Origin of the sequence: Luteimonas deserti, assembly GCF_013425765.1 — a bacterium.
GTDB lineage: Bacteria > Pseudomonadota > Gammaproteobacteria > Xanthomonadales > Xanthomonadaceae > Luteimonas > Luteimonas deserti.
Window position 1 is genome coordinate 435,979 of record NZ_JACCJZ010000017.1, and the last position, 20,136, is coordinate 456,114.

21 protein-coding genes, 1 tRNA gene, 1 other RNA gene and 1 riboswitch are annotated in these 20,136 nt (G+C 69.0%); of the genes, 13 read left to right on the forward strand and 10 right to left on the reverse strand.

Annotated elements, in window-relative coordinates; genetic code table 11:
* Positions 1-227 precede the first annotated feature (227 nt).
* Positions 228-503, reverse strand: coding sequence for a polyhydroxyalkanoic acid system family protein (locus tag H0E82_RS11130; RefSeq protein ID WP_180545513.1), 276 nt, complete (start codon positions 501-503; stop codon positions 228-230).
* 101 nt (positions 504-604) lie between these two features.
* Here H0E82_RS11130 and H0E82_RS11135 point away from each other — a divergent pair, with 101 nt between their 5' ends.
* Positions 605-1,411, forward strand: coding sequence for an FHA domain-containing protein (locus H0E82_RS11135; protein ID WP_180545514.1), 807 nt, complete (start codon positions 605-607; stop codon positions 1,409-1,411).
* A gap of 36 nt (positions 1,412-1,447) precedes the next feature.
* Here H0E82_RS11135 and H0E82_RS11140 read toward each other — a convergent pair whose 3' ends face one another.
* Entirely contained in the window at positions 1,448-2,077 is a 630-nt protein-coding gene (locus tag H0E82_RS11140) for a protein-methionine-sulfoxide reductase heme-binding subunit MsrQ (RefSeq protein WP_180545592.1), read from the reverse strand.
* A gap of 59 nt (positions 2,078-2,136) precedes the next feature.
* Positions 2,137-3,102: a protein-methionine-sulfoxide reductase catalytic subunit MsrP gene (gene msrP, locus H0E82_RS11145; protein ID WP_180545515.1), complete on the reverse strand. Its 966-nt coding sequence runs from the start codon at positions 3,100-3,102 to the stop codon at positions 2,137-2,139.
* 134 nt (positions 3,103-3,236) lie between these two features.
* Between msrP and serC the strand changes: the two genes are divergently transcribed.
* The 3 genes from serC to aroA are packed head-to-tail and all read left to right on the forward strand — an operon-like array spanning position 3,237 to position 6,842.
* Positions 3,237-4,337 (forward strand): 3-phosphoserine/phosphohydroxythreonine transaminase, encoded by a 1,101-nt coding sequence (gene serC / locus H0E82_RS11150; RefSeq protein ID WP_180545516.1) that lies wholly within the window; start codon positions 3,237-3,239, stop codon positions 4,335-4,337.
* Positions 4,330-5,508, forward strand: a complete 1,179-nt coding sequence (pheA, locus tag H0E82_RS11155; RefSeq protein WP_180545517.1) for a prephenate dehydratase — start codon at positions 4,330-4,332, stop codon at positions 5,506-5,508. Before serC ends, pheA begins: the two co-directional genes overlap by 8 nt.
* Positions 5,505-6,842: a 3-phosphoshikimate 1-carboxyvinyltransferase gene (aroA, locus tag H0E82_RS11160; protein ID WP_180545518.1), complete on the forward strand. Its 1,338-nt coding sequence runs from the start codon at positions 5,505-5,507 to the stop codon at positions 6,840-6,842. Before pheA ends, aroA begins: the two co-directional genes overlap by 4 nt.
* A gap of 19 nt (positions 6,843-6,861) precedes the next feature.
* On the opposite strand, the gene H0E82_RS11165 is transcribed toward aroA, so the two are convergent.
* Complete coding sequence (locus tag H0E82_RS11165; protein WP_180545519.1) at positions 6,862-7,422, reverse strand: TonB family protein; 561 nt, start codon at positions 7,420-7,422, stop codon at positions 6,862-6,864.
* 58 nt (positions 7,423-7,480) lie between these two features.
* Positions 7,481-8,122 carry an energy transducer TonB gene (locus tag H0E82_RS11170; protein WP_180545520.1) on the reverse strand — a complete coding sequence of 214 codons (642 nt, stop codon included), beginning with the start codon at positions 8,120-8,122 and terminating at the stop codon, positions 7,481-7,483.
* A 104-nt stretch (positions 8,123-8,226) separates the two neighbouring features.
* Between H0E82_RS11170 and serS the strand changes: the two genes are divergently transcribed.
* The 3 genes from serS to H0E82_RS11185 all read left to right on the forward strand — a co-directional run bounded on the left by serS (position 8,227) and on the right by H0E82_RS11185 (position 10,773).
* Positions 8,227-9,507, forward strand: coding sequence for a serine--tRNA ligase (gene serS, locus H0E82_RS11175; RefSeq protein ID WP_180545521.1), 1,281 nt, complete (start codon positions 8,227-8,229; stop codon positions 9,505-9,507).
* Between the two features lie 85 nt (positions 9,508-9,592).
* On the forward strand, positions 9,593-10,597 hold the full coding sequence (locus H0E82_RS11180) for a LysR family transcriptional regulator (RefSeq protein WP_180545522.1): 1,005 nt from the start codon (positions 9,593-9,595) through the stop codon (positions 10,595-10,597).
* An 86-nt stretch (positions 10,598-10,683) separates the two neighbouring features.
* Positions 10,684-10,773, forward strand: a tRNA-Ser gene (locus H0E82_RS11185).
* Between the two features lie 17 nt (positions 10,774-10,790).
* Here the strand turns inward: H0E82_RS11185 and H0E82_RS11190 are convergent.
* Positions 10,791-11,288 carry a hypothetical protein gene (locus tag H0E82_RS11190; protein WP_180545523.1) on the reverse strand — a complete coding sequence of 166 codons (498 nt, stop codon included), beginning with the start codon at positions 11,286-11,288 and terminating at the stop codon, positions 10,791-10,793.
* A 72-nt stretch (positions 11,289-11,360) separates the two neighbouring features.
* A complete protein-coding gene (locus tag H0E82_RS11195) occupies positions 11,361-11,948 on the reverse strand; it encodes a manganese efflux pump MntP (RefSeq protein WP_180545593.1) in 588 nt (195 codons plus the stop codon).
* An 11-nt stretch (positions 11,949-11,959) separates the two neighbouring features.
* A riboswitch (yybP-ykoY riboswitch) is annotated at positions 11,960-12,123 on the reverse strand.
* A gap of 181 nt (positions 12,124-12,304) precedes the next feature.
* Here H0E82_RS11195 and ssrA point away from each other — a divergent pair.
* Positions 12,305-12,658, forward strand: a transfer-messenger RNA (tmRNA) gene (ssrA, locus tag H0E82_RS11200).
* A 151-nt stretch (positions 12,659-12,809) separates the two neighbouring features.
* Positions 12,810-14,939, forward strand: a complete 2,130-nt coding sequence (locus tag H0E82_RS11205; protein WP_180545524.1) for a CHASE domain-containing protein — start codon at positions 12,810-12,812, stop codon at positions 14,937-14,939.
* Between the two features lie 126 nt (positions 14,940-15,065).
* Here the strand turns inward: H0E82_RS11205 and smpB are convergent, their stop codons facing one another.
* Positions 15,066-15,566, reverse strand: coding sequence for an SsrA-binding protein SmpB (gene smpB, locus H0E82_RS11210; protein WP_180545525.1), 501 nt, complete (start codon positions 15,564-15,566; stop codon positions 15,066-15,068).
* A gap of 38 nt (positions 15,567-15,604) precedes the next feature.
* Here smpB and H0E82_RS11215 point away from each other — a divergent pair, with 38 nt between their 5' ends.
* Complete coding sequence (locus H0E82_RS11215; RefSeq protein WP_180545526.1) at positions 15,605-16,042, forward strand: type II toxin-antitoxin system RatA family toxin; 438 nt, start codon at positions 15,605-15,607, stop codon at positions 16,040-16,042.
* Between the two features lie 5 nt (positions 16,043-16,047).
* Entirely contained in the window at positions 16,048-16,308 is a 261-nt protein-coding gene (locus tag H0E82_RS11220) for an RnfH family protein (protein ID WP_180545527.1), read from the forward strand.
* A 7-nt stretch (positions 16,309-16,315) separates the two neighbouring features.
* Here the strand turns inward: H0E82_RS11220 and H0E82_RS11225 are convergent, their stop codons facing one another.
* The gene (locus H0E82_RS11225; protein ID WP_180545528.1) at positions 16,316-16,702 is read right to left on the reverse strand and encodes an outer membrane protein assembly factor BamE; all 387 of its coding nucleotides are present in this window, start codon (positions 16,700-16,702) and stop codon (positions 16,316-16,318) included.
* A gap of 128 nt (positions 16,703-16,830) precedes the next feature.
* On the opposite strand from H0E82_RS11225, the gene fur reads away from it, so the two are divergent.
* Complete coding sequence (gene fur, locus H0E82_RS11230) at positions 16,831-17,235, forward strand: ferric iron uptake transcriptional regulator (protein WP_180545529.1); 405 nt, start codon at positions 16,831-16,833, stop codon at positions 17,233-17,235.
* A gap of 34 nt (positions 17,236-17,269) precedes the next feature.
* On the opposite strand, the gene recN is transcribed toward fur, so the two are convergent.
* Positions 17,270-18,934: a DNA repair protein RecN gene (recN, locus tag H0E82_RS11235; RefSeq protein ID WP_180545594.1), complete on the reverse strand. Its 1,665-nt coding sequence runs from the start codon at positions 18,932-18,934 to the stop codon at positions 17,270-17,272.
* A 116-nt stretch (positions 18,935-19,050) separates the two neighbouring features.
* On the opposite strand from recN, the gene hrcA reads away from it, so the two are divergent.
* Positions 19,051-20,103, forward strand: a complete 1,053-nt coding sequence (gene hrcA / locus H0E82_RS11240; RefSeq protein ID WP_180545530.1) for a heat-inducible transcriptional repressor HrcA — start codon at positions 19,051-19,053, stop codon at positions 20,101-20,103.
* Positions 20,104-20,136: the final 33 nt, after the last annotated feature.

A 20,136-nucleotide genomic window follows, 5' to 3' on the forward strand; every position in this document is an offset into this window, starting at 1 on the left:
TGTCGGCCCGGCAGGATACCCGAGCGGGCGCGAATTCCTGCACAACAGCGGGGTCGCGGGAGGCCCTGCTGCGCGCCCGCGGGTGTGTGGACGCGATGCCTGCATCACCGCCGCGTCGTCAGGCCGCCTGGCGAGCGGATCGTCGCGTTGGCAGTTCGCCGCCGGGACACGAGGCAGCGGCGCGGCCGTCTCGGCGGTCGTCAGTCGAAGGCGTGGCGACGTCCGGATCAGGAGAACTTTTCGTCGAGCACGCGGCGGATCTCGGCCTCGATCGGACCACGCATCGCGGCCAGGAGGAAGCCGAGTTTGGCAGTGACGTGCAGCAGGCCGGGCTGCATGTCGATCGCGCCGTCGACGCCGGAGCGGCTGAAGGTGAGACGGTCGCCGTCCCAGGCGGTGCGCATGTCGAAACGCTGGGCCAGCTTGGCCGCCACGTCGTCGAGCGCGGCGCGCGCGCGCTGCGGCGGCAGGGCGTGGGAATGGGAGATGTCGATGCCGGCCATGGGTCGGTTCCGGAAGAAGTCGGGGACCCATTCTGCGATGCCGCAGCGCATCGACCAAGTGACGGCCGGCCATGCATGGGCACGTGCTAGATTGCCGCCGCATGATCGTGCCCAAGCTGCGTTTTCCCACGCCCGACACTCCCGACCTGCCGCTCGAGATCGGCGTGCACGGCATTGCGCCGCATCCCGAGGGTGGAGGGCTGGCGCCGGTGGCGGATGGGGACGAGCCGAGCGTGCGCTTCTGCGTGGATCATCGCGGCGTGTGGCTGACGGTCAGCGAGGGCATTCGCGGCGTGCATGTCAACGGTCGCTCCGTGCGTCGCATGGCCCTGCTCCGCACCGGTGACGCGGTGTACGTGGACGGGCACGAGCTGCGTCTCGTTGCCGGTGAGCGCATCGCGGCGCGCGTGGCCGGCCAGTCGTCGCGCGATGCGTTCGACGCCTCCGAACCGGACATCCGCACCGTGCTGCGTGGTGTCGGTGGCCGCTATCACGGCCGCTGCTTCACGCTGGAGCGTCCCCGTCTCGTGGGCCGGCTGCCCGACGCCGACATCCGGATCGACGATCCCGGCTTCTCCGAACGGCACGCGATGATCGAGCGCGCGGGCGGCGCCATCCGCTTGACCGATCTCGGATCGGCCGACGGCAGCCAGGTCAACGGCGAGCAGGTGCGCGACGCCGTCCTCCTCGCGGGGGACCAGCTGGTCTTCGATGCGCACCACCGCTTCGTGGTCGAGGCCCCGGCCCGTGCGCTGCTCCTGCCGGGCGCCGGAGACGTGCCCGATGAAACGGCGCTGGACGTCGGACGACAGCGCGCCACGGCCGGACTGCCGCTTCCGTGGCTCCTGTTGGCCGCACTGCTGCTGGCGGCCTTGTTGAGCGCGCTGCTTCTGTTCGGTCAGGCCTGACGGGCCGCCGTCACGGCGTCGAGACCCCGACGCCGGCTAGTCGCGCGCTGCGCCGCGGCCGGGCGACGACACGCGACGACGCGCCAGCGCTCGCCAGCCGCGCCATCCCAGCAGGCCTACGAGCAGCGCCGCATACAAGGCGGGCTCGCGCCAGTCGGATTTGACGATCCACCAGAAGTGCAGCACCCCGAGCGCGGCGATCAGGTAGACCAGACGGTGCAGACGGCCCCAGTTCCGGCCCAGCCGGCGCATCCAGCCGCGGGTTGAGGTGATCGCCAGTGGAACCAGCAGCAGCCAGGCGAGGAAGCCCACCGTGATGAAGGGGCGGCGCGCGATCTCGATCGCGACCTGTGAGATGTCACCGACCAGATCGAGTGCCAGCCACGCGGTGAAGTGCACACTGGCATAGGCGAATGCGTAGAGGCCGAGCATGCGCCGGAAGCGCAGCAGCACCACGGCGCCGGTGAGCTGCCGGAGTGGGGTGACCGCAAGTGTGATGAGCAGCAAACGCAGGGCGCCGATGCCCGTCTCGTGTTCGATCGCCACGATCGGATCGGCGCCCAGGGCATCGATGTCCCCACCCCCCAGGACCTGCCACACGCGCCACCCCAGCCAGACCAGCGGCGCGAGCGCCAGGACGTGCACCACCACTTTCGCGGCGATCACCCCCGGCGCGGTCGGCGGCGCCGCCGGGCGACGTCCGGGCGCCGCCGGAGGCGATGCGTTCAATACCACCGGCGCAGGTCCATGCCCGCATACAGCGAAGCGACCTGGTCGGCGTAACCGTTGAACGGACGGGTGTCGATGCGATTGGCGATCAGACGGTTGCCCGTGCCGGCGATGCGCCGTTCGGTCTTCTGGCTCCAGCGCGGATGATCCACCGCGGGATTGACGTTGCTGAAGAACCCGTACTCCGAGGGCTGGAGCTGGTTCCAGGCGGTGGCCGGCATACGCTCGACGAAGCGGATCTCGACGATCGACTTGATGCTCTTGAAGCCGTACTTCCACGGCACCACGAGACGCAGTGGCGCGCCGTTCTGCTGCGGCAGGGGCTTGCCGTAGAGTCCGGTGGCGAGGAAGGCGAGGGGGTTCATGGCCTCGTCGATGCGCAGGCCCTCCCGATAGGGCCAGTTGATCGAGCGGAAGCGCAGCCCCGGCATCTGTTCGCGGTCGGCCAGCGTGGTGAACGCGACGTACTTGGCTTTGGAGTTCGGCTCGAACTTCCGCAGCACCGAGGCCAACGACACGCCGGTCCACGGAATCACCATCGACCAGCCCTCGACGCAGCGCAGTCGGTAGATCCGCTCCTCGCTGACGACGCCGCGCAGCAGGTCCTCGAACGACACGCGGCCGGGCTTGGCGCACTCGCCTCCGACTTCCACCGTCCACGGCGACGTGCGCAGCGTCCTGGCGGCGCGTGATGGATCACTCTTGCCGGTACCGAATTCGTAGAAATTGTTGTACGTGGTGATGTCCTCGTAGCGCGTGAGTTCTTCCGCGGTGCGGAAGCCGCTACGCGCCTGCTCGGGTGTGAGCCGGGCCGTCGAGGGCGGAGGCTCCGCTTCGGCGCAGCCCGCCAGGCCGAAGGCCGGCGCAGCCGCCATCAGTGCGAGCAGCCGGCGCCGGTCGCGATAGACGGTCTCATCGGTGACTTCGGACTCGCGGATTCGCAGGGCATCGCGCAACGACATCACGAACTCCTCGGCGCGGCACGCCTGCTTGGGAACTGCCCACGATACGTTGCCCGCGCAACCATTGGATGCGGGTCAACGCTGTTGCGCTGCGGCATACTGGACCGCCCGAACGCATTCCGTGGAGTCGACGAATGGCCCGTGCCTACAACTTTGCACCCGGTCCGGCGGCCTTGCCTGAAAGCGTGCTGAAACAGGCGCAGGCCGACATGCTGGAATGGGGGACTGCCGGCGCGTCGATCGTCGAAATGAGCCATCGGGGGCCGGAGTTCATGGAGGTGGCGGCCCGCGCCGAAGCCGATCTGCGAACGCTGCTGGGCGTGCCGGCCGACTATGCGGTGCTGTTCCTCCCCGGCGGCGCGACGACGGCGCAGGCCCTGTTGCCGCTGAACTTCGCGGCGCCTGGCGCCACCGTCGATTACGTGGTGACCGGCCATTGGGGCAAGACCGCACTCCGGCAGCTGACGCCCGCGGTCACGGCCAATATCGCCGCGAGCGGCGAGCCCGACGGGTTCCGCAACATTCCCGCACGCGATACCTGGCGTCTCACGCCCGGCGCGGCCTATGTGCACATCACCGCCAACGAGACCATTCACGGCGTCGAATACCGGCCGGCCTGGGGCGAGCCCGCACCCGAAACCGGTGATGTCCCGCTCTTCGCCGACTTCAGCTCCAGCATCGCCTCCGAGCCGATCGACATCACCCGGTACGGCGTGATCTACGCCGGCGCGCAGAAGAATCTGGGCCCGGTCGGCATCTCGGTCGTCATCGTGCGCCGCGAGCTGCTCGAGCGCACCGGCCAGCCGCGCGCCGACATCTTCAATTACGGCTCGCAGCTCGCCCACGACTCGATGCTCAACACGCCGCCGACCTGGAACTGGTACATGGCCGGCCTCGTGTTCCGCTGGATGCTCGACGAAGGCGGAACGCCGGAATTCGACCGCCGCAGCGACGAGAAGGCGGCGCTGCTCTACGGTGCGATCGACGGTTCGGGCGGCTTCTACCGCAACGACGTCGATCCCGCTGTGCGCTCGCGCATGAACATCCCGTTCTTCCTCGCCGAGGACGCGCACAACGCCGTGTTTCTCGACGGTGCGCGCGAGGCGGGGCTGATCGGTCTCAAGGGGCATCGCGTGCTCGGCGGCATGCGTGCCTCGATCTACAACGCGATGCCGGTCGACGGCGTCCGCGCCCTCGTGGCGTACATGCAGGACTTCCAGAAGCGCCATGGCTGATTCGAAGAAGACGACCCGGGTGGTCCCACCGCAACGGAAGCCCGTGAAGGCGAAGGCGGACGCGGTGAAGGCCGTCGGCACCGCAGGCATCGGCAGACCCGATCTCGACGCGGTGCGCGCGCAGATCGACGGTATCGACCATCAGATCCAGACGCTGATCGCCGAGCGCGCGCAGTTCGCGCGCCAGGTCGGCAAGGCCAAAGGCAAGCTCGCCGCGGCCGTCGATTATTACCGTCCCGAACGCGAAGCGCAGGTGCTGCGCCGGGTCGTCGACCGCAATGACGGCCCCCTGTCGGACAGCGAGCTGGTCCGGCTGTTCCGCGAGATCATGTCCGCATGTCTCGCCCAGCAGGAGCCGCTGAAGATCGGCTATCTCGGACCGGAAGGGACGTTCTCCCAGCAGGCCGTGCACAAGCAGTTCGGCCACTCGGCCGGGGGACTGCCGCTGGCGAGCATCGAGGAGGTCTTCGACGAGGTCGCCGCCGGAAACGCCGATTTCGGGGTGGTGCCGGTCGAGAATTCCGGACAGGGGACGATCCAGTCGACCCTCGACATGTTCCTGACGTCTCCGCTGAAGATCTGCGGCGAGGTCGAGCTTCGCGTCCACCAGTATCTGCTGTCGCGCACCGGGGTGATCGGCGACATCGAGCGGGTCTATTCCCACGGTCTGTCGCTCGCGCAATGCAAGGCGTGGCTGCGCGAGAACCTGCCCGCGGCCGAGAAGCATGCGGTGGTGAGCAATGCGGAGGCTGTGCGCCGGGCCAAGAAGTCCGACGATGCCGCCGCCATCGCCGGCGAGACTGCCGCCCACGTCTACGGAATGAAAGTCATCGCCGGGCCGATCGAGGACCGCAGCGACAACACCACGCGCTTTCTCGTCATCGGCCGCGGCGCATTCCCTCCGTCGGGCAACGACCGCACCTCGCTGATGGTCTTCATCCGCGACCAGCCGGGCGCCCTGTACCGCATTCTCGAGCCGTTGGCGCGTCGCGACATCAGCATGAACCGCATCGAGTCGCGGCCGGCGCACGGCGCACTGTGGCAGTACGCGTTCTTCATCGAGGTCAATGGGCACGTCGACGAATCGCCGCTCAAGGACGCACTCGGCGAAATCGACGCGTTCGCCGGCGAGGTCCGCGTGCTCGGCTCCTATCCGGTGGCCGTGCCATGAGCGCGGCGTCCTGGATCGCCGCGCCGGGTGCGCCGCTGCGCGGTGAAGTCCGGGTCCCCGGCGACAAGTCGGTCTCGCACCGCGCGATCATGCTGGCTGCACTCGCAGACGGCACCTCGCGCATCGACGGCTTCCTCGAAGGCGAGGACGCGCGCGCGACAGAGGCGATCTTCCGTCGCCTCGGCGTCGCCATCGAGGCACCCGGCGCAGGCGTCCGGATCGTGCACGGCGTCGGCATCGACGGCCTGCGCGCGGCCGAGGGTCCGCTCGATTGCGGCAACGCCGGCACCGGCATGCGCCTGATCGCCGGCCTGCTCGCGGGCCAGGCCTTCGACAGCATGCTGGTCGGCGATGCGTCGCTGTCCAGACGGCCGATGGGGCGCGTCACCGAACCACTGGCCAGGATGGGCGCGCGCATCGACACCGGTGAGGGCGGCGTGCCGCCATTGCGCGTGCACGGCGGCGCGCCGCTGACCGGCATCGAGTTCGACAATGCGCTCGCCAGCGCACAGGTGAAGTCCTGCCTGCTGCTGGCGGGGCTTTACGCCGATGGCGAAACCGTGGTGCACGAAGCCCGCCCGACGCGCGATTACACCGAGCGCATGCTCGCCGCGTTCGGTTGGCCGATCGAGTACTCGCCCGGTATCGCGCGACTCAGGGGCGGGCATCGGCTGCGCGCGACCGACGTGCGTGTGCCGGCGGATTTCTCGTCGGCCGCGTTCTTCCTGGTCGCCGCGTCGATCGTGCCGGGCTCGGACCTGGTGTTGCGCCGCGTCGGGATGAACCCGCGACGCACCGGCCTGCTGCACGTGCTGCGGGGAATGGGGGCGGACATCGTGGAGTCCGCGCCGGGGCACGAGGGCGGTGAGCCCGTGGCCGACCTGCGCGTCCGCCATGCGCCGTTGCGCGGCATCGATGTGCCGGAGGCCCACGTGCCCGACATGATCGACGAGTTCCCGGCGCTGTTCGTCGCGGCGGCCTGCGCGGAGGGCGTCACCCGGGTCAGGGGGGCCGCGGAGCTCCGGGTGAAGGAATCCGACCGCATCGCGGTGATGGCCGGCGGTTTGAAGGCCATCGGCTGCCGGATCGAAGAAACGCCGGACGGGGCCTGCATCGGCGGCACTCCGGCCGGGGTCGGTGGCGGCGCCGTCGACAGTCATGGGGATCACCGGATCGCGATGGCGTTCGCGGTCGCGGGCCAGCGCAGCAGCAGCGCCATCACGATCGAAGACACGGCCAATGTGGCGACGTCGTTCCCCGGCTTCGTCGACCTGGCGCGCCACGCCGGTCTGCAGATCGGTGAATCGCGGCGAGCCGGCCCACCCGAGACCTAGGCCGGCTCGGCAGGAAGGGTCACCGGGCGCGCGGAGGCGTGCCCGATCCGTCGTCCAGCTTGAAGTCCACCGGCACCCGCACGGCGCTCGCCGCGGCGACGCCATTGCGGAGCGCGGGCTCGAAGGTCCAGCCGCGCACGGCATCGATGGCGGCGCGGTCCAGATCGCGCGACCGGCTTCGGGTTTCCACCGTGATCTCACCCGGACGTCCCTCGGCATCCACCTGCACCAGCAGCGTCACCGTGCCCTCTTCGCGGGTGCGCACCGCGGCGGGCGGGTAGACGGGAGGCTGCTGGGTGAGGGGCCGTGCCTCACGATCTGCCGGCGCGGTGGGCCGCGTCGTCGGCGTGACGGCCGGGCGTGTCGGCTCGGGTTCGACAACCGGCGCTGTCCCATCGCCGATGACCGGTGCCGGCGGCACGGTCGCCGGTGACTCCGCGCTGCGCTGGTTGAGCACGTACCAGCCCAGCGCGACCAGGGCGACCAGGATCAGGATCCAGATGAGCGGGCTCGATCCCTTGCGAGGCGGCGGCTCGGTCGGCGGCACGTCGTGGGGGCGCTGCTGCAGGGGGTCGTTCATTGCCGTCTCCGATTCAGGAATGTGCAGGGACGCTCCCACGGTCCGCGTTCACACCATGTCACGGCGCTCCGGAGGGCCCTGCGGGGGCAAACTCCACCGGCACCTGCACCTCGCCCTCCACAGCCGAGCCGTTCCGCATCGCAGGCTCGAAACGCCACCGCCGCACGGCGGCCACAGCGGCGCGGTCGAGCCGCGCCGATCCACTGCTGCGCACGACATCCACACCGCGCGTCCGGCCATCCACCCCGACATGCACCCGCAGCAGCACTTCACCTGATTCGCCACGCCGCAGGGCGGCGCGCGGGTAGTCCGGCGCAGGCGTCGATACGGGTCTGGGCGCACGCGCGTCAGCACCGGCGGCTGCGGGCGTCGCTGCGTCGGTCAGGGGAGGCGCGCTCCGCGGGGCCGGCGCAGGCGCAGGGGAACGCGGCGGTGGCGCGGGTGGCGCGGGTGGGAAGGCGATGCCATTGGCTTCCATGTCGGCCGCAGGCAACGGGGTCGGCAGCGGCGCGCCTTCCCCGGCCGATGTGCGTGCGAGTGGCTGCATCGAATCCTCGGGCGCGGCTGCGCGGCGTCCGCTCAGCAGCAGAAGACACAGCAGCACACCCGTCACGCCCGCGCCCGCGATAAGCCACCAGGCGCGCGGTCCCGGCGCGAGTGCGCGGGCGGTGCGTTGCAGGCGCGAAACGAGGGCGGGCATGCGGAACTCCGGTGTTCGACGCGGCATTCTTGCATGTGACGCCACGCCGCCTGCGGCCGGATCCGGGCGATAATCTCCGTTTCCCACGCCGTGCGATGCCCGCCATGCTCGATCCCAGCCTCCTGCGCAACCATCTCGCCGACACCGCTCAACGGCTTCGGCGCACGCGTGGCATCGAGCTTCCGGTGGCCCGGCTGGAAGCGCTGGAAGCGGAGCGCAAGCAGATCCAGATGCACACCCAGGAGCTGCAGAACCAGCGCAATACACGGAGCAAGGCCATCGGCCAGGCGAAGTCGCGGGGCGAGGACGTCACCGGGCTGCTTGCCGAGGTGGCGGGGTTCGGTGACGCACTCAAGGCCGGCGAGGCCCGACTCGACGACATCCGCAATGAACTCGACACCATCCTGCTGGCCCTGCCCAATCTTCCCGATGACGGCGTGCCGGAAGGTCGGGACGAGAGCGGCAATGTCGAACAGGCGCGGTGGGGCACGCCGCGTGCCTTCGATTTCGCGCCTCTGGATCATGTCGCGCTGGGCGAGCGCAATCGCTGGCTCGACGCCGAGACCGCGGCCAAGCTCAGCGGTGCCCGCTTCACCGTGCTCCGCGGGCCGCTCGCCCGTATGCACCGCGCGCTCGCCCAGTTCATGCTGGACCTGCACACCGGCGAGCACGGCTACGAGGAAACCAGCGTCCCCCTGATCGTCAATGCCGAGACCATGCGCGGCACCGGGCAACTGCCGAAGTTCGAGGACGATCTGTTCGCGACGCCGTTCGGCGACGAAACCCGTTATCTCATTCCGACCGCCGAAGTGCCGCTGACCAACACGGTGCGCGATGCGATCGTCGAGGCGGCGCAGCTGCCGCTGCGCATGAGCGCGCATTCGCTGTGTTTCCGGTCCGAGGCAGGCAGCCACGGGCGCGACACACGCGGCATGATCCGCCAGCACCAGTTCGAGAAGGTGGAGCTGGTGACCATCGCCGCGCCCGCGGAGAGCGATGCCGAGCATGAGCGCATGACCCGCGCGGCGGAGACCGTGCTCGAACGTCTCGGGCTGCCGTACCGGCGCATGCTGCTATGCACCGGCGACATGGGCTTCGCAGCGCGACGCACCTACGATCTGGAGGTGTGGCTGCCGTCGCAGCAGACCTACCGCGAGATCTCCTCGTGCTCCAATTGCGGCGATTTCCAGGCCCGGCGCATGCAGGCCCGCTGGCGCAATCCGGAGACCGGCAAGCCGGAGCCCGTGCACACCCTCAACGGCTCGGGTGTCGCGGTGGGCCGCGCCCTGATCGCTGTCATGGAGAACTACCAGAATGCCGACGGGAGCATCGATGTCCCCGACGTGCTGCGCCCGTACATGGGAGGCGCGGTCCGGGTGGGCTGACGCCGCCTCGCACGCCTGGCGGTTTGTTGCACTCGTGGGATAGGCATGCTGGAATAGCGGCCATTGTCCCGACAGTGAGTGTTCCATGCAGGACCTCAACGATCTCTACTATTTCGCGATGGTGGTCGAACACGGCGGTTTCGCGGCCGCCGAACGCGCCCTCGGGATTCCCAAATCGCGACTCAGCCGCCGCATCAGCCAGCTTGAGACCGAGCTCGGCGTTCGGTTGCTGCAGCGGTCGACTCGTCGGTTCGCGGTCACCGATGTCGGCCAGAGCGTGTTCCGCCACGCGCAATCGATGCTCGCCGAGGCAACCGCCGCGCGCGAGGTCGTCGACCGCCTCAGCGCCGAGCCACGCGGTCTGGTGCGGGTCAGCGTGCCGGTGAGCATCGCCCAGCAGTCGATTCCCCAACTGTTGCCCGAATTTCTCGCTCGCTATCCCCAGGTCCGGGTGCAATTGCACGTGAGCAATCGCCGCGTCGACGTGATCAACGAGGGTTTCGACGTCGCGGTGCGCGTGCGTTCGAAGCTCGACGACGACGGCAGCCTGGTGATGCGCAGCTTCGGGCAGATCCAGGAATTGCTGGTGGCGAGTCCCGGCTATCTCGAGCGCATGGGACGACCCAAGGACCCGGACGAGCTCGCCCAGCACACGACGATGAGCATGGGCGAGGACGAAGTGAAGCAGCGCTGGGACCTGCAGGCCAACGATGGCACGACGCGACGCGTCGAACTCAAGCCCCGCGTCGCCGGTTTCGACTTCCCGATGCTGATGGCGCTCGCCAAGCAGGGCCTCGGCATCACCATGTTGCCCGAAACGCTGTGCGCCGAAGCGGTGCGCAATGGCGAGCTGGAAGTCGTGTTGCCGGACTGGCATCTGCCGCAGGGTATCGCGCATGCGGTCTTCGCGTCGCGGCGTGGGCTGTTGCCTGCCGTGCGCGTCTTCATCGATTTCCTCGCCGAGAAGCTGCCGCCGCTGATCGAGGCATCCAGGCTGGACTGCCGGAATTGCGATCGCAAGCCGGCGGCAGGCGAGATTCCGCCTCCGCCGCGGATATCCGGCGCGGCCATGCGTGCGACAATGGCCTGACGCGCGGCAACCCCCCGCATTCGGGCCAGGGGGCGAGGGGGCCTCCAACCGCGATGGTGGTGGTTCGCTCGGGATGCATGCACATCGGAGAGATGGCCGAGTGGTTTAAGGCAGCGGTCTTGAAAACCGCCGAAGGGTCAAACCTTCCGTGGGTTCGAATCCCACTCTCTCCGCCACTCCGCCAGGTGGACGATCAGCTCAGCGCCGACGCCTCGTCGTAGGGAAGATGCACCGCACCGGCCTCGCGCAGGGCGGTCTCGGCGCGTACCAGCGCCTCGTCCTCGGCATCGACCACGATCAGAATGCGGCCGGCGTCGATCTCGCTCTCGAACCGGCGACGGATGGGGTCGGGAAGCGAAGCGCCGACCAACGCCGAGGCCCAGGTGCCGATGGCGGCGCCACCGACCGTGGTGAGGGCGACGCCTGCAATGGTGAGGCCGAGCGGTGGGAACGCCACCGCCGCAAGGCCGGCGAGTAGACCCGTCGCCCCGCCGATTCCCGCACCGCGCAACGCGGCATGCTTGAAGTCCGTCGACGCTTCCTTCTGGTGTTCCGGGACCCGCTCGAGTTCGATGTCGGAACGCGCGATCAGGGAGATGTCGTCGTCCTCGATGCCGGCATCGCGAACATCCCGGATCGCCTTCTGCGCGGAGGGGACGGAGTCGATGCTGTAGACGCGGCGGCTTTTCATCGGAGGCACTCGAGTGGGGGGTTCGGGCAGCTTCGGACCGCCCGCGTTGCGCGCCTGTGAATGCGACATTCGCTATTGCAGCAGGGCGACGGGCCCGCGCCCGGATAGATGCTCGTAGAGGATCAGGCTGCCGACGGCGATCAGCACGAGGCCGCCGACCACTTCCGCCCGCCGTCCCGCGATCGTGCCGAGAACGCGGCCGAGCAGGATGCCCGCCGTCACCATGACGAACGTGCAGATTCCGATGACCGTGGCCACCAGTGCGATGTTGACGTCGATAAAGGCCAGGCTCACGCCGATCGCCATCGCATCGATGCTCGTCGCAAAACCTGTCGTCACCAGACTCCACAGACCGTGGCCTCCCTCGTGCCGGGGCGGGCCGATGTCGTGTCGCATGCCTGCACGGATCATGCGGGCCCCGAGCAACGACAGCAGGACGAAGGCGATCCAGTGGTCCCAGCGGGTCACATAGGCCGCGGCCGCCAGTCCGAGAGCCCACCCGACGACGGGTGTGAGACCTTCGATGACACCGAAGATCGCGCCGGCCCGCAGTGCCTCGGCCAGCCGGGGGCGGTGCATCGCCGCGCCCTTGCCGATGGCCGCTGCGAACGCATCGGTCGACATCGCGAAGCCGATCAACAGGATGGAGAAAAACGACATGCGGAGCGGCTTCCAGACAGGCGGACAGGCGGCATGCGACCGGCGCATCACGCCTGCATGGCGCCGGAAAGCCGCTGGTCTCGCCAATCTGGACTGGATGCCTGCACCACGGCCGCAACGGGTCGAGTGTGTTGACGCAGGCGCTTCCGCGATACGGAAGCCGGCTACTCCCCAAGGGAGCGCGCATGCTAGCAGCGGCATCCGCGCGATGCACACGTATAGCCGATGACATGCCACGGCGCGCGCATCGGACATGCGCTGCACCGATGAATCCCGTCCATCCGCAAACCGCAGGCGCCTTGCGCCGCGCGCTGCCGCTCCTATACTGCCCGGGTCAGCGCAAGTTCTGATTTCCCGGGGGTGCCATGGCTTCGACGGGGGTCGCGAAATTGCCTGGTGCATGCCGAGGGGGCAGCTTTCCTCGTAAATCCAGCGGCAAAACTCTAGTTGCCAACGACGACAACTACGCTCTCGCCGCTTAAGGCGTAAGCCCCGAACCCACTTGTGCCCGTGCTCGTGGATGTAGGGTCATTATCACGGAACCGGCTGTGATGGCTGCCTGTCAGTCACGGCTTAACCAAAGCAGGCTGGTCCTGGAGTGCGCTTCGCGCACCGTGCTGCTTCAGGGCGAGATCCAACGGTGAGCTAAGCATGTAGTACCGGGGATGGAGTGCCTTCGGACGCGGGTTCGATTCCCGCCACCTCCACCAATCAACGAACCGGACCCGGATCATCGGGTCCGGTTTTTTGTTGCCCGTCCATCAGCGGACGGAGCGCGCTCGGCACAGTCGATCCGGGTTCCCCGGCTATGCTTCGCCAATGGCAGCTTCTCGATCCGTTCCGACTCCTCCGCCCGGCCGCGTGCGCCGCGGCCACCTGCTCGCGTTCCTGGTGCTCGCGGTGGCCCTGCTGCTGGTCACACTCTATGCGCGAAGCGCCGGCGAGCGCGAGCGGCTCCTGGCCGAAGCCAGCTTCGTGAGCGATGCCGAGCAGCTGGCCGACACCATCCGCCAGCGCCTGCTGCAGTACGAGCTCAGCCTGCGCGGGGGCGTTGCCCTGCACAGCGCAGCGGCCGACACGCCGACGCGCCGGCAGTGGCGCGGCTATGTGGACGGCCTCGACCTCGGGCGTCAGCTTCCCGGACTGCAGGGAATCGGCTATGTCGCGTATCTCGATCCCGCGGGCCTCGTCCGATTGCAGATGCAGCGCCGTGACGCAGGCGACGGGCTCTTCATGCTGGAGCCGCGCGGTGTGCGCGAACGCTATGGCGCCATCGTGTATTACGAGCCGGAGGATGCGGCCTCGCCGACCGTCATCGGCTACGACCAGTACAGCGATCCGGTCCGCCGCACCGCGATGGATGCCGCGCGTGACAGCGGCGACGTGCACCTCACGGCGCCGCTCACGCTGCGCCGCGGCGACGCGGGTGTGCTCATGTTCGCCCCGGTCTACCGCACTGCGCGTCAGCCGGTGTCGCAGGCCGCACGCCAGCAGTTGCTCGAAGGCTGGGTGCATGCGCCGTTGCGCACCGAAGGGTTCCTGGGCGCCTCCGGGATCCGGGTCGACAGCGGGCTCGCGTTGCGGATCGTCGACATCACCGATGGCGGCGAGCAGGCGGTGCTGGCATCGAGCCGATTCGACAGCGAGCGCCAGGGCGCGAGCGTCCACAGTGTGATCCAGACGCTGTACGGACGGACCTGGCGCTACGACTTCCAGTCGACCTCGGCGCTTGCGTCGCCCGGGATCAACGAACTGCGGATCACTCTGGGCGTCGGCATCGCGGCGTCTCTGCTGCTGTTCGCGGTCGTGATGACCCTTGCGCATACCCAGTCGCGCGCCGAAACGCTCGCAGCGCGACTCAGCGACTCGTACCGGCGCAGCGAGCAGCGCTTCCGCAATGCCATGCATTACTCGGCCATCGGAATGGTGCTGCTGGACCGCAACGGTGCGATCGTCGAGTCCAACCCGGCGATGGCGGATATCGCCGGCCTCAGTCAGACGGCGCTGAGCGGGACGCTGTTCGAGGGTTATTTCGTCGAGCCCGCTGCATCGCCCGGCGCGACCGGCACGCTGCCTGCGGTGGCCGACGTCGTGCAACGCAGCGACCGGTGCCTGCGTCGTCAGGATGGCGACGTGCGCGAGGTCCACCTGGCCTCGACCCTGCTGCCGGGCGACACCCTCAGCGACGTCGTGCGCCTTGTCCAGGTGGAGGACGTCACCGAGCGCGTGCGCGCCGAGGCCGAGGTCCGGGCCCTCAATCGGACCCTCGAATCGAGGGTCGAGAAGCGCACGCGTGAGCTCACACGGGCCAACCACGAGCTCGAGTCGTTCGCCTACATCGTTTCGCACGACCTGCGGGCGCCGCTCCGCAGCATCGACGGCTTCAGCAGAATCCTGTCCGAGCGTTATCACCAGACGCTGGACGTGCAGGGCCAGGACTACCTGGCGCGGGTGCGCAACGCCGCAGCGCGCATGGATGCCCTGATCGACGCATTGCTCAAGATGTCCCGGATCAGTCGCGGCGAGTTCCGGCGCATGCCGCTCGATCTGAGCAGGATGGCGTCCGAGGTGATCGCCGAACTCCGCCAGACCGACCCGGCGCGTCTCGTCGACGTGAGCATCGATCCGGGCCTGGGCGCCGAAGGCGACGCCGTGCTCGTGCGCAACCTTCTCGAGAACCTGCTCGGCAACGCCTGGAAGTTCACCGCCGGCACGCCGGAAGCGCGGATCGCCTTCGTCCGCGAGGGAGACTGGTTCGAAGTGCGGGACAACGGCGCAGGATTCGATGCGGAGTACGCCGGGAAACTGTTCCGGCCGTTCCAGCGCCTGCACCGCGAGGACGAATACACCGGACACGGCGTCGGTCTCGCATCGGTGAAGCGCATCGTCGAGCGTCACGGTGGAAGCATCGAAGCCGAGGGTGCGCCGGGGCGGGGCGCCACGTTCCGCTTCACGCTGGCGATGCCGCCAGCGCCGAGGCCTGCCGACTGACTGCTTTGCCGCGGCCTCGGGCGCTCCGGCCGTGGATATTCCATCCAACTGGCACCGCGGCGATCGATGCGGGATCACGCCACACGGATTGTCGGAATCGTGCGCGTCGCGGCCGCAGCCCGTCGCTCAGGCGTCCTTGTTGTGCCGCCGCATCACGCGCTGCTTGTCGCGGGCCCAATCGCGGTCGCGTTCGGTGTCGCGCTTGTCGTGTTTCTGCTTGCCCTTGGCCAGGGCGATCTCGGCCTTGATCTTGTTGCCCTTCCAGTAGAGCGCCGTGGGCACCACGGTGTAGCCGTCGCGCTGGACACGACCGACGAGGACGTCGATCTCGCGCCGGTGGAGCAGCAGCTTGCGTGTGCGGTGCGCGTCCGCCACGACGTGCGTCGAGGCCTGGATCAGGGGCGTGATCTGCGCACCGAACAGGAACAGCTCGCCGTTGCGGATGATCGCGTAGCTTTCGCCGATATTGGCGCGGCCGGCACGGATGGCCTTGAGCTCCCAGCCCTGCAGGGCGAGCCCGGCCTCGTAACGATCCTCGAGATGGTATTCGTAGCGCGCGCGCTTGTTCAGCGCGATGGTGCCCGTGCTGTTTGCCTTATCCTTGTCCTTGCCGCTCTTCTTGCTCATCCGCACATTGTCCCCGAAGCAGGTCCCCCAGGCGAGTCATGCCCAAGATCGAACGTAGTGCCCTGGTCGGGCAGCCCGCCGAGCGCATGTTCGCGCTCGTCAATGATGTCGCCGCGTATCCGCGCCGATTCGCCTGGTGCGACCAGGCGGTGATCGAGGAGGCGGGTCCCACGCGCATGGTCGCCCGGCTGGACCTCGGTCTCGGCGCGCTGCGCACGTGGTTCACCACCGAGAATACCCTGTCGCCGCCGCACACTATCGATATGCAGTTGCGCGACGGTCCGTTCAGGTCGCTGCACGGACGTTGGACCTTCAGCGCGCTCGACGAGGCCGCATGCAAGGTCTCGCTTCTGCTGGAATTCGAACCGCGCAGTCGGCTGATGCTGCCGGCACTGACGCTGGGCTTTCATGGCCTCGCCGACCGGATGGTCGACGACTTCGTTCGCGTCGCCGAGCGCGAACCGGTCGACGGCTGAGCGGCATGCGCATCGAAGTGATCCAGGCGTGGCCACGACGTCATGTCGTCCGCGCGCTGGAGCTCGCGGACGGCAGTACGGTCGAGTCGGCACTGGCGATGCTGCCGGACATCGGAGACGACGTTGCCGGCTACGCCGTATTCGGCGTGCGCGCCGACACCGGCACGGTGCTTCGCGACGGGGACCGCCTCGAGCTGCTGCGCGCACTCGAGGCCGACCCGAAAGAGGCACGTCGACGGCGCGCGGCGCTCCGGCCGCTGCGCTAGCTGCGCCTCAGCGGCGGCGGTTGCCGCGTTCGCGGGGCAGATTGCCGAACTTGCGCATTTCTTCGGCGAGCGCCTGGTCGCGATTGGGGAAGTAGTCGCCTTCCCAGCGCACCACCTGGTCGTTCTCGAAGAACACGGTGAAGTTGCGCACATCCGTGCGGCCGCTGCGGCCGACGCGTTCGCTGGCCGTGTAGTCCCAACGCTGGTGATGGAACGGATCGGCGATCGAGGGCGTGCCCAGCAGCGCTTCGACCTGCGGCTTGCCCATGCCGACCTGCAACTGCTCGGCCGCCGATTGCTCGATCAGGTTGCCCTGGTAGATCGGTTGCTTGTAGAGCACGGCGCAGCCGCTGGTGAGCAAGGCGAGCACCGGAACGAGAAGGAGTTTCTGCATGGAGACGTGGGCTCTACGTGGGGCTTCGGGACCGGGCCGATGATACACTCTGATGCACGCCGCGACGGGGCGCCCGCGCAGGTGGCGCTAAACCGCCAGTGAACACCGGCCTGGATCTGGAGACATCGATGGAATCGCTCGACCTGCGCAAGGCCGGCCTGAAAGTCACCCATCCGCGCATGCGGATCCTGCAACTGCTCGAGCAGCGCACGCCGCGCCAGCACCTCACCGCCGAAGACATCTACCGTCAGCTGCTGGAGCAGGGCGACGAGATCGGCCTGGCGACCGTGTATCGCGTCCTGACCCAGTTCGAGGCCGCCGGCCTGGTGCTCAAGCACAATTTCGAGGGCGGGCACGCGGTCTACGAGCTCGATCGTGGCGGCCATCACGACCACATGGTGGACGTGGACACCGGCAAGATCATCGAATTCGAGAGTGAAGAGATCGAGGCGCTGCAGCGTCAGATCGCCGAACGCTACGGCTACCAGCTCGAGGAACATTCGCTGGTGCTGTACGTGCGCAAGCGGCGCTGACGCGCCGCGGGCACCGGCGCGTCGCAGCCCGGTGTCAGGTGTCGGCCAGCAGCCGGCGCGCTGCAGCGCGCGCCTCGCTGCTCACCTCGACGCCGCCCAACATCCTCGCGAGCTCTTCGGCGCGCGCCGCTTCGTCGAGCAGGCTCACCCGGCTTTCCGTCGCGCCCGAACTGGCGGCCTTGTGCACGCGGTAGTGCGCATGGCCCTTGGCCGCCACCTGGGGCAGGTGGGTCACGCACAGCACCTGCCGGTTCTCGCCGAGCGCACGCAGCTTGCGTCCGACGATGTCGGCCACCGCACCGCCGATGCCCGAGTCCACCTCGTCGAACACCATCGTCGGGACCGCGTCGTGGCCGAGTGCGGCCACTTCGATCGCAAGCGAGATACGTGAGAGCTCGCCACCGGAGGCGACCTTGCGCAGCGGGCGGGGCGGCTGGCCGGCATTGGCCGACACCATGAATTCCACCCGCTCCGCGCCCAGCGGGTCGGGCCGGGGGTGGTCCACCGGTTCGAATGCGACATCGAACACGCCGCCGCCCATGCCCAGCTCGTGGATCAGCCCGGTGGTGGCCTTGGCCAGCGCCTTGCCGGCCTTGCGCCGGGCCGCGCCGAGCCGGGCGGCCGCCTGCCGCCAGCGGTCGAAGGCCGCGTTGATTTCGCCGTCCAGTGCTCGCAGACGGTCGTCCGCACCTTCCAGCTGCTCGAGCTCGGCCGTCAGCCGGGTCTGCACATCGGCCAGACCCTCCGGCGTGACCCGGTGCTTGCGCGCCAGCTCGTGCAGGCGCGCCAGGCGGTGCTCGAACGCGGCGAGCTGGTCGGGATCGATGTCGAGGTCGTCGCGGACCTGTTCCAGCACGCGCGTGGCCTCGTCGAGCTGGATGACCGCAGCGTCGAGCAGGGCGTCCACCTCGCCGAGCTTCGGCTCGTGACCGCGCATGCGCCCCAGCTCGCTGCGCAGGGCGTGCAGCGCCTGGGGAAGCCCCAGCGCATCTTCGCCGCGCATGCGTTCGAGCGCCGAGTCGCAGGTCTGGATCAGCCCGGCCGCGTTCGCATGCCGGCGATGCGATGCGAACAGGGCGTCGATGGCGTCCGGGTCCAGCGGCTCGCCGTCGAGCTCGGACAGCTGGTGCCGCAGCCAGTCGCGGCGCTCGGCCACGTCGCCGATGCCGGCCAGGGTTTCGCGCTCCTCGTGCAACGCCCGCCATTGGCTGGCGGCTGCGCGCACGGCCGAGAGCAGGGCCGCATTGCCGGCCTGGGCATCGAGCAGGGCGAGCTGGCTGGCCCGCGCGAGCAGGGCCTGATGTTCGTGTTGACCATGGATTTCCACCAGACGCCCCGCCAGCTCGCCCAACTGGGCGATGGTCGCGGGTCGACCGTTGATCCATGCCCGCGAACCGCCGTCGGCGCGCAACGTGCGCCGCAGCTGGCAGGCGGCGTCCTCGTCGAACTCGTTGTCGCGCAGCCATTGCAGCGCAGGCGCGGCGTCGCCGAGCGTGAATTCGGCATGCAGCTCGGCCCGCTCGGCGCCATGGCGCACGATGCCGCTGTCGGCACGCTGGCCCGACAGGAAGCCGAGCGCGTCGACCAGCAGCGACTTGCCGGCGCCGGTCTCGCCCGAGATGACGGTGAGCCCCGGACCGAACTCGAGGTCGGTGGCGGTGGCGACGGCGAAGTTGCGGATGGCGAGGTGGGTCAGCATCGGCGGGATTGTGCCTTGGTGGTGGGCGCGCGTGTAGCCGCGCTTGATGCCACTGCGCCGTCTCATGCGTCGAGACCGTGCTTGCATCGCCCGGGTGGGGGCCGTATACCGCGTGCATGCCGTCCCATGCCGACCACCCGCTCGACGCCCGGGCCCGCCAGTTGCTGCGCACCCTGATCGCGCGGCACATCCGTGACGGCGAACCCGTGGGCTCGCAGACGCTGGCGCGCCATGCCGGGCTGGACGTGAGTCCCGCGACCATCCGCAACATCCTCGCCGATCTCGAGGACGCCGGTCTGCTGGCCTCCCCGCATACATCCGCGGGGCGTGTGCCCACGAATCAGGGATACCGGGTGTTCGTGGACTCGCTGCTCCAGGTCAAGCCCCTGCGCGAGCAGGAGCTGATCCGCCTGCGTGGTGAGCTGAGCGCGGGCGGCGGCCACCAGTCGCTGCTCGGCAGCGCTTCGGAGCTGGTCTCGGCGATGACCCATTTCGTCGGCGTGGTTTCGGTGCCGCGGCGCGAGCAGCTCGCGTTCCGGCATATCGACTTCGTCCCGCTGGACGGCCAGCGGGTGATGGCGATCATCGTCTTCGCAGACCACGAGGTGCAGAACCGGATCTTCCAGACCCGGCGCAGTTTCGACGCCGGCGAACTCGAACGCGTCGCCAATTATCTCAACCAGCATTGCGCCGGACGACCGCTGGCCGAGATCCGTGCGGCCCTGGTGGAAGACCTGCGCAGCGCCCGGGACGAGATGGAAGCGCTGCTGTCGCAGACGGTGGAGCTGGCCGAACAGGCGCTCGTTCCCGGCGACGACGACGTGGTGCTGGCCGGGCAGAACCGCCTGATCGGCGTGCAGGACCTGTCGGATCTCGACCGCCTGCGCGAACTGTTCGAGGCGTTCGCGCGCAAGCGCGAAATCCTGCAACTGCTCGAGCGGACGATCCACGCTCCAGGGGTGCGGATCTTCATCGGCGAAGAGACCGGCCTGGCGCCGCTCGAGGGGATGTCACTGGTCACCGCGCCGTACACGGCGGGTGGACGCACGCTCGGCGTGCTCGGGGTGATCGGCCCGACCCGGATGGCCTACGACCGGGTGATTCCCGTGGTCCAGGCGACCGCCAGCCTGCTCGGTGCCGCCTTGAATCCGGATTCCGCGGCCCCATAGCGGGTTGGGTCGGCGGCCAGACGCCCGCCCCGG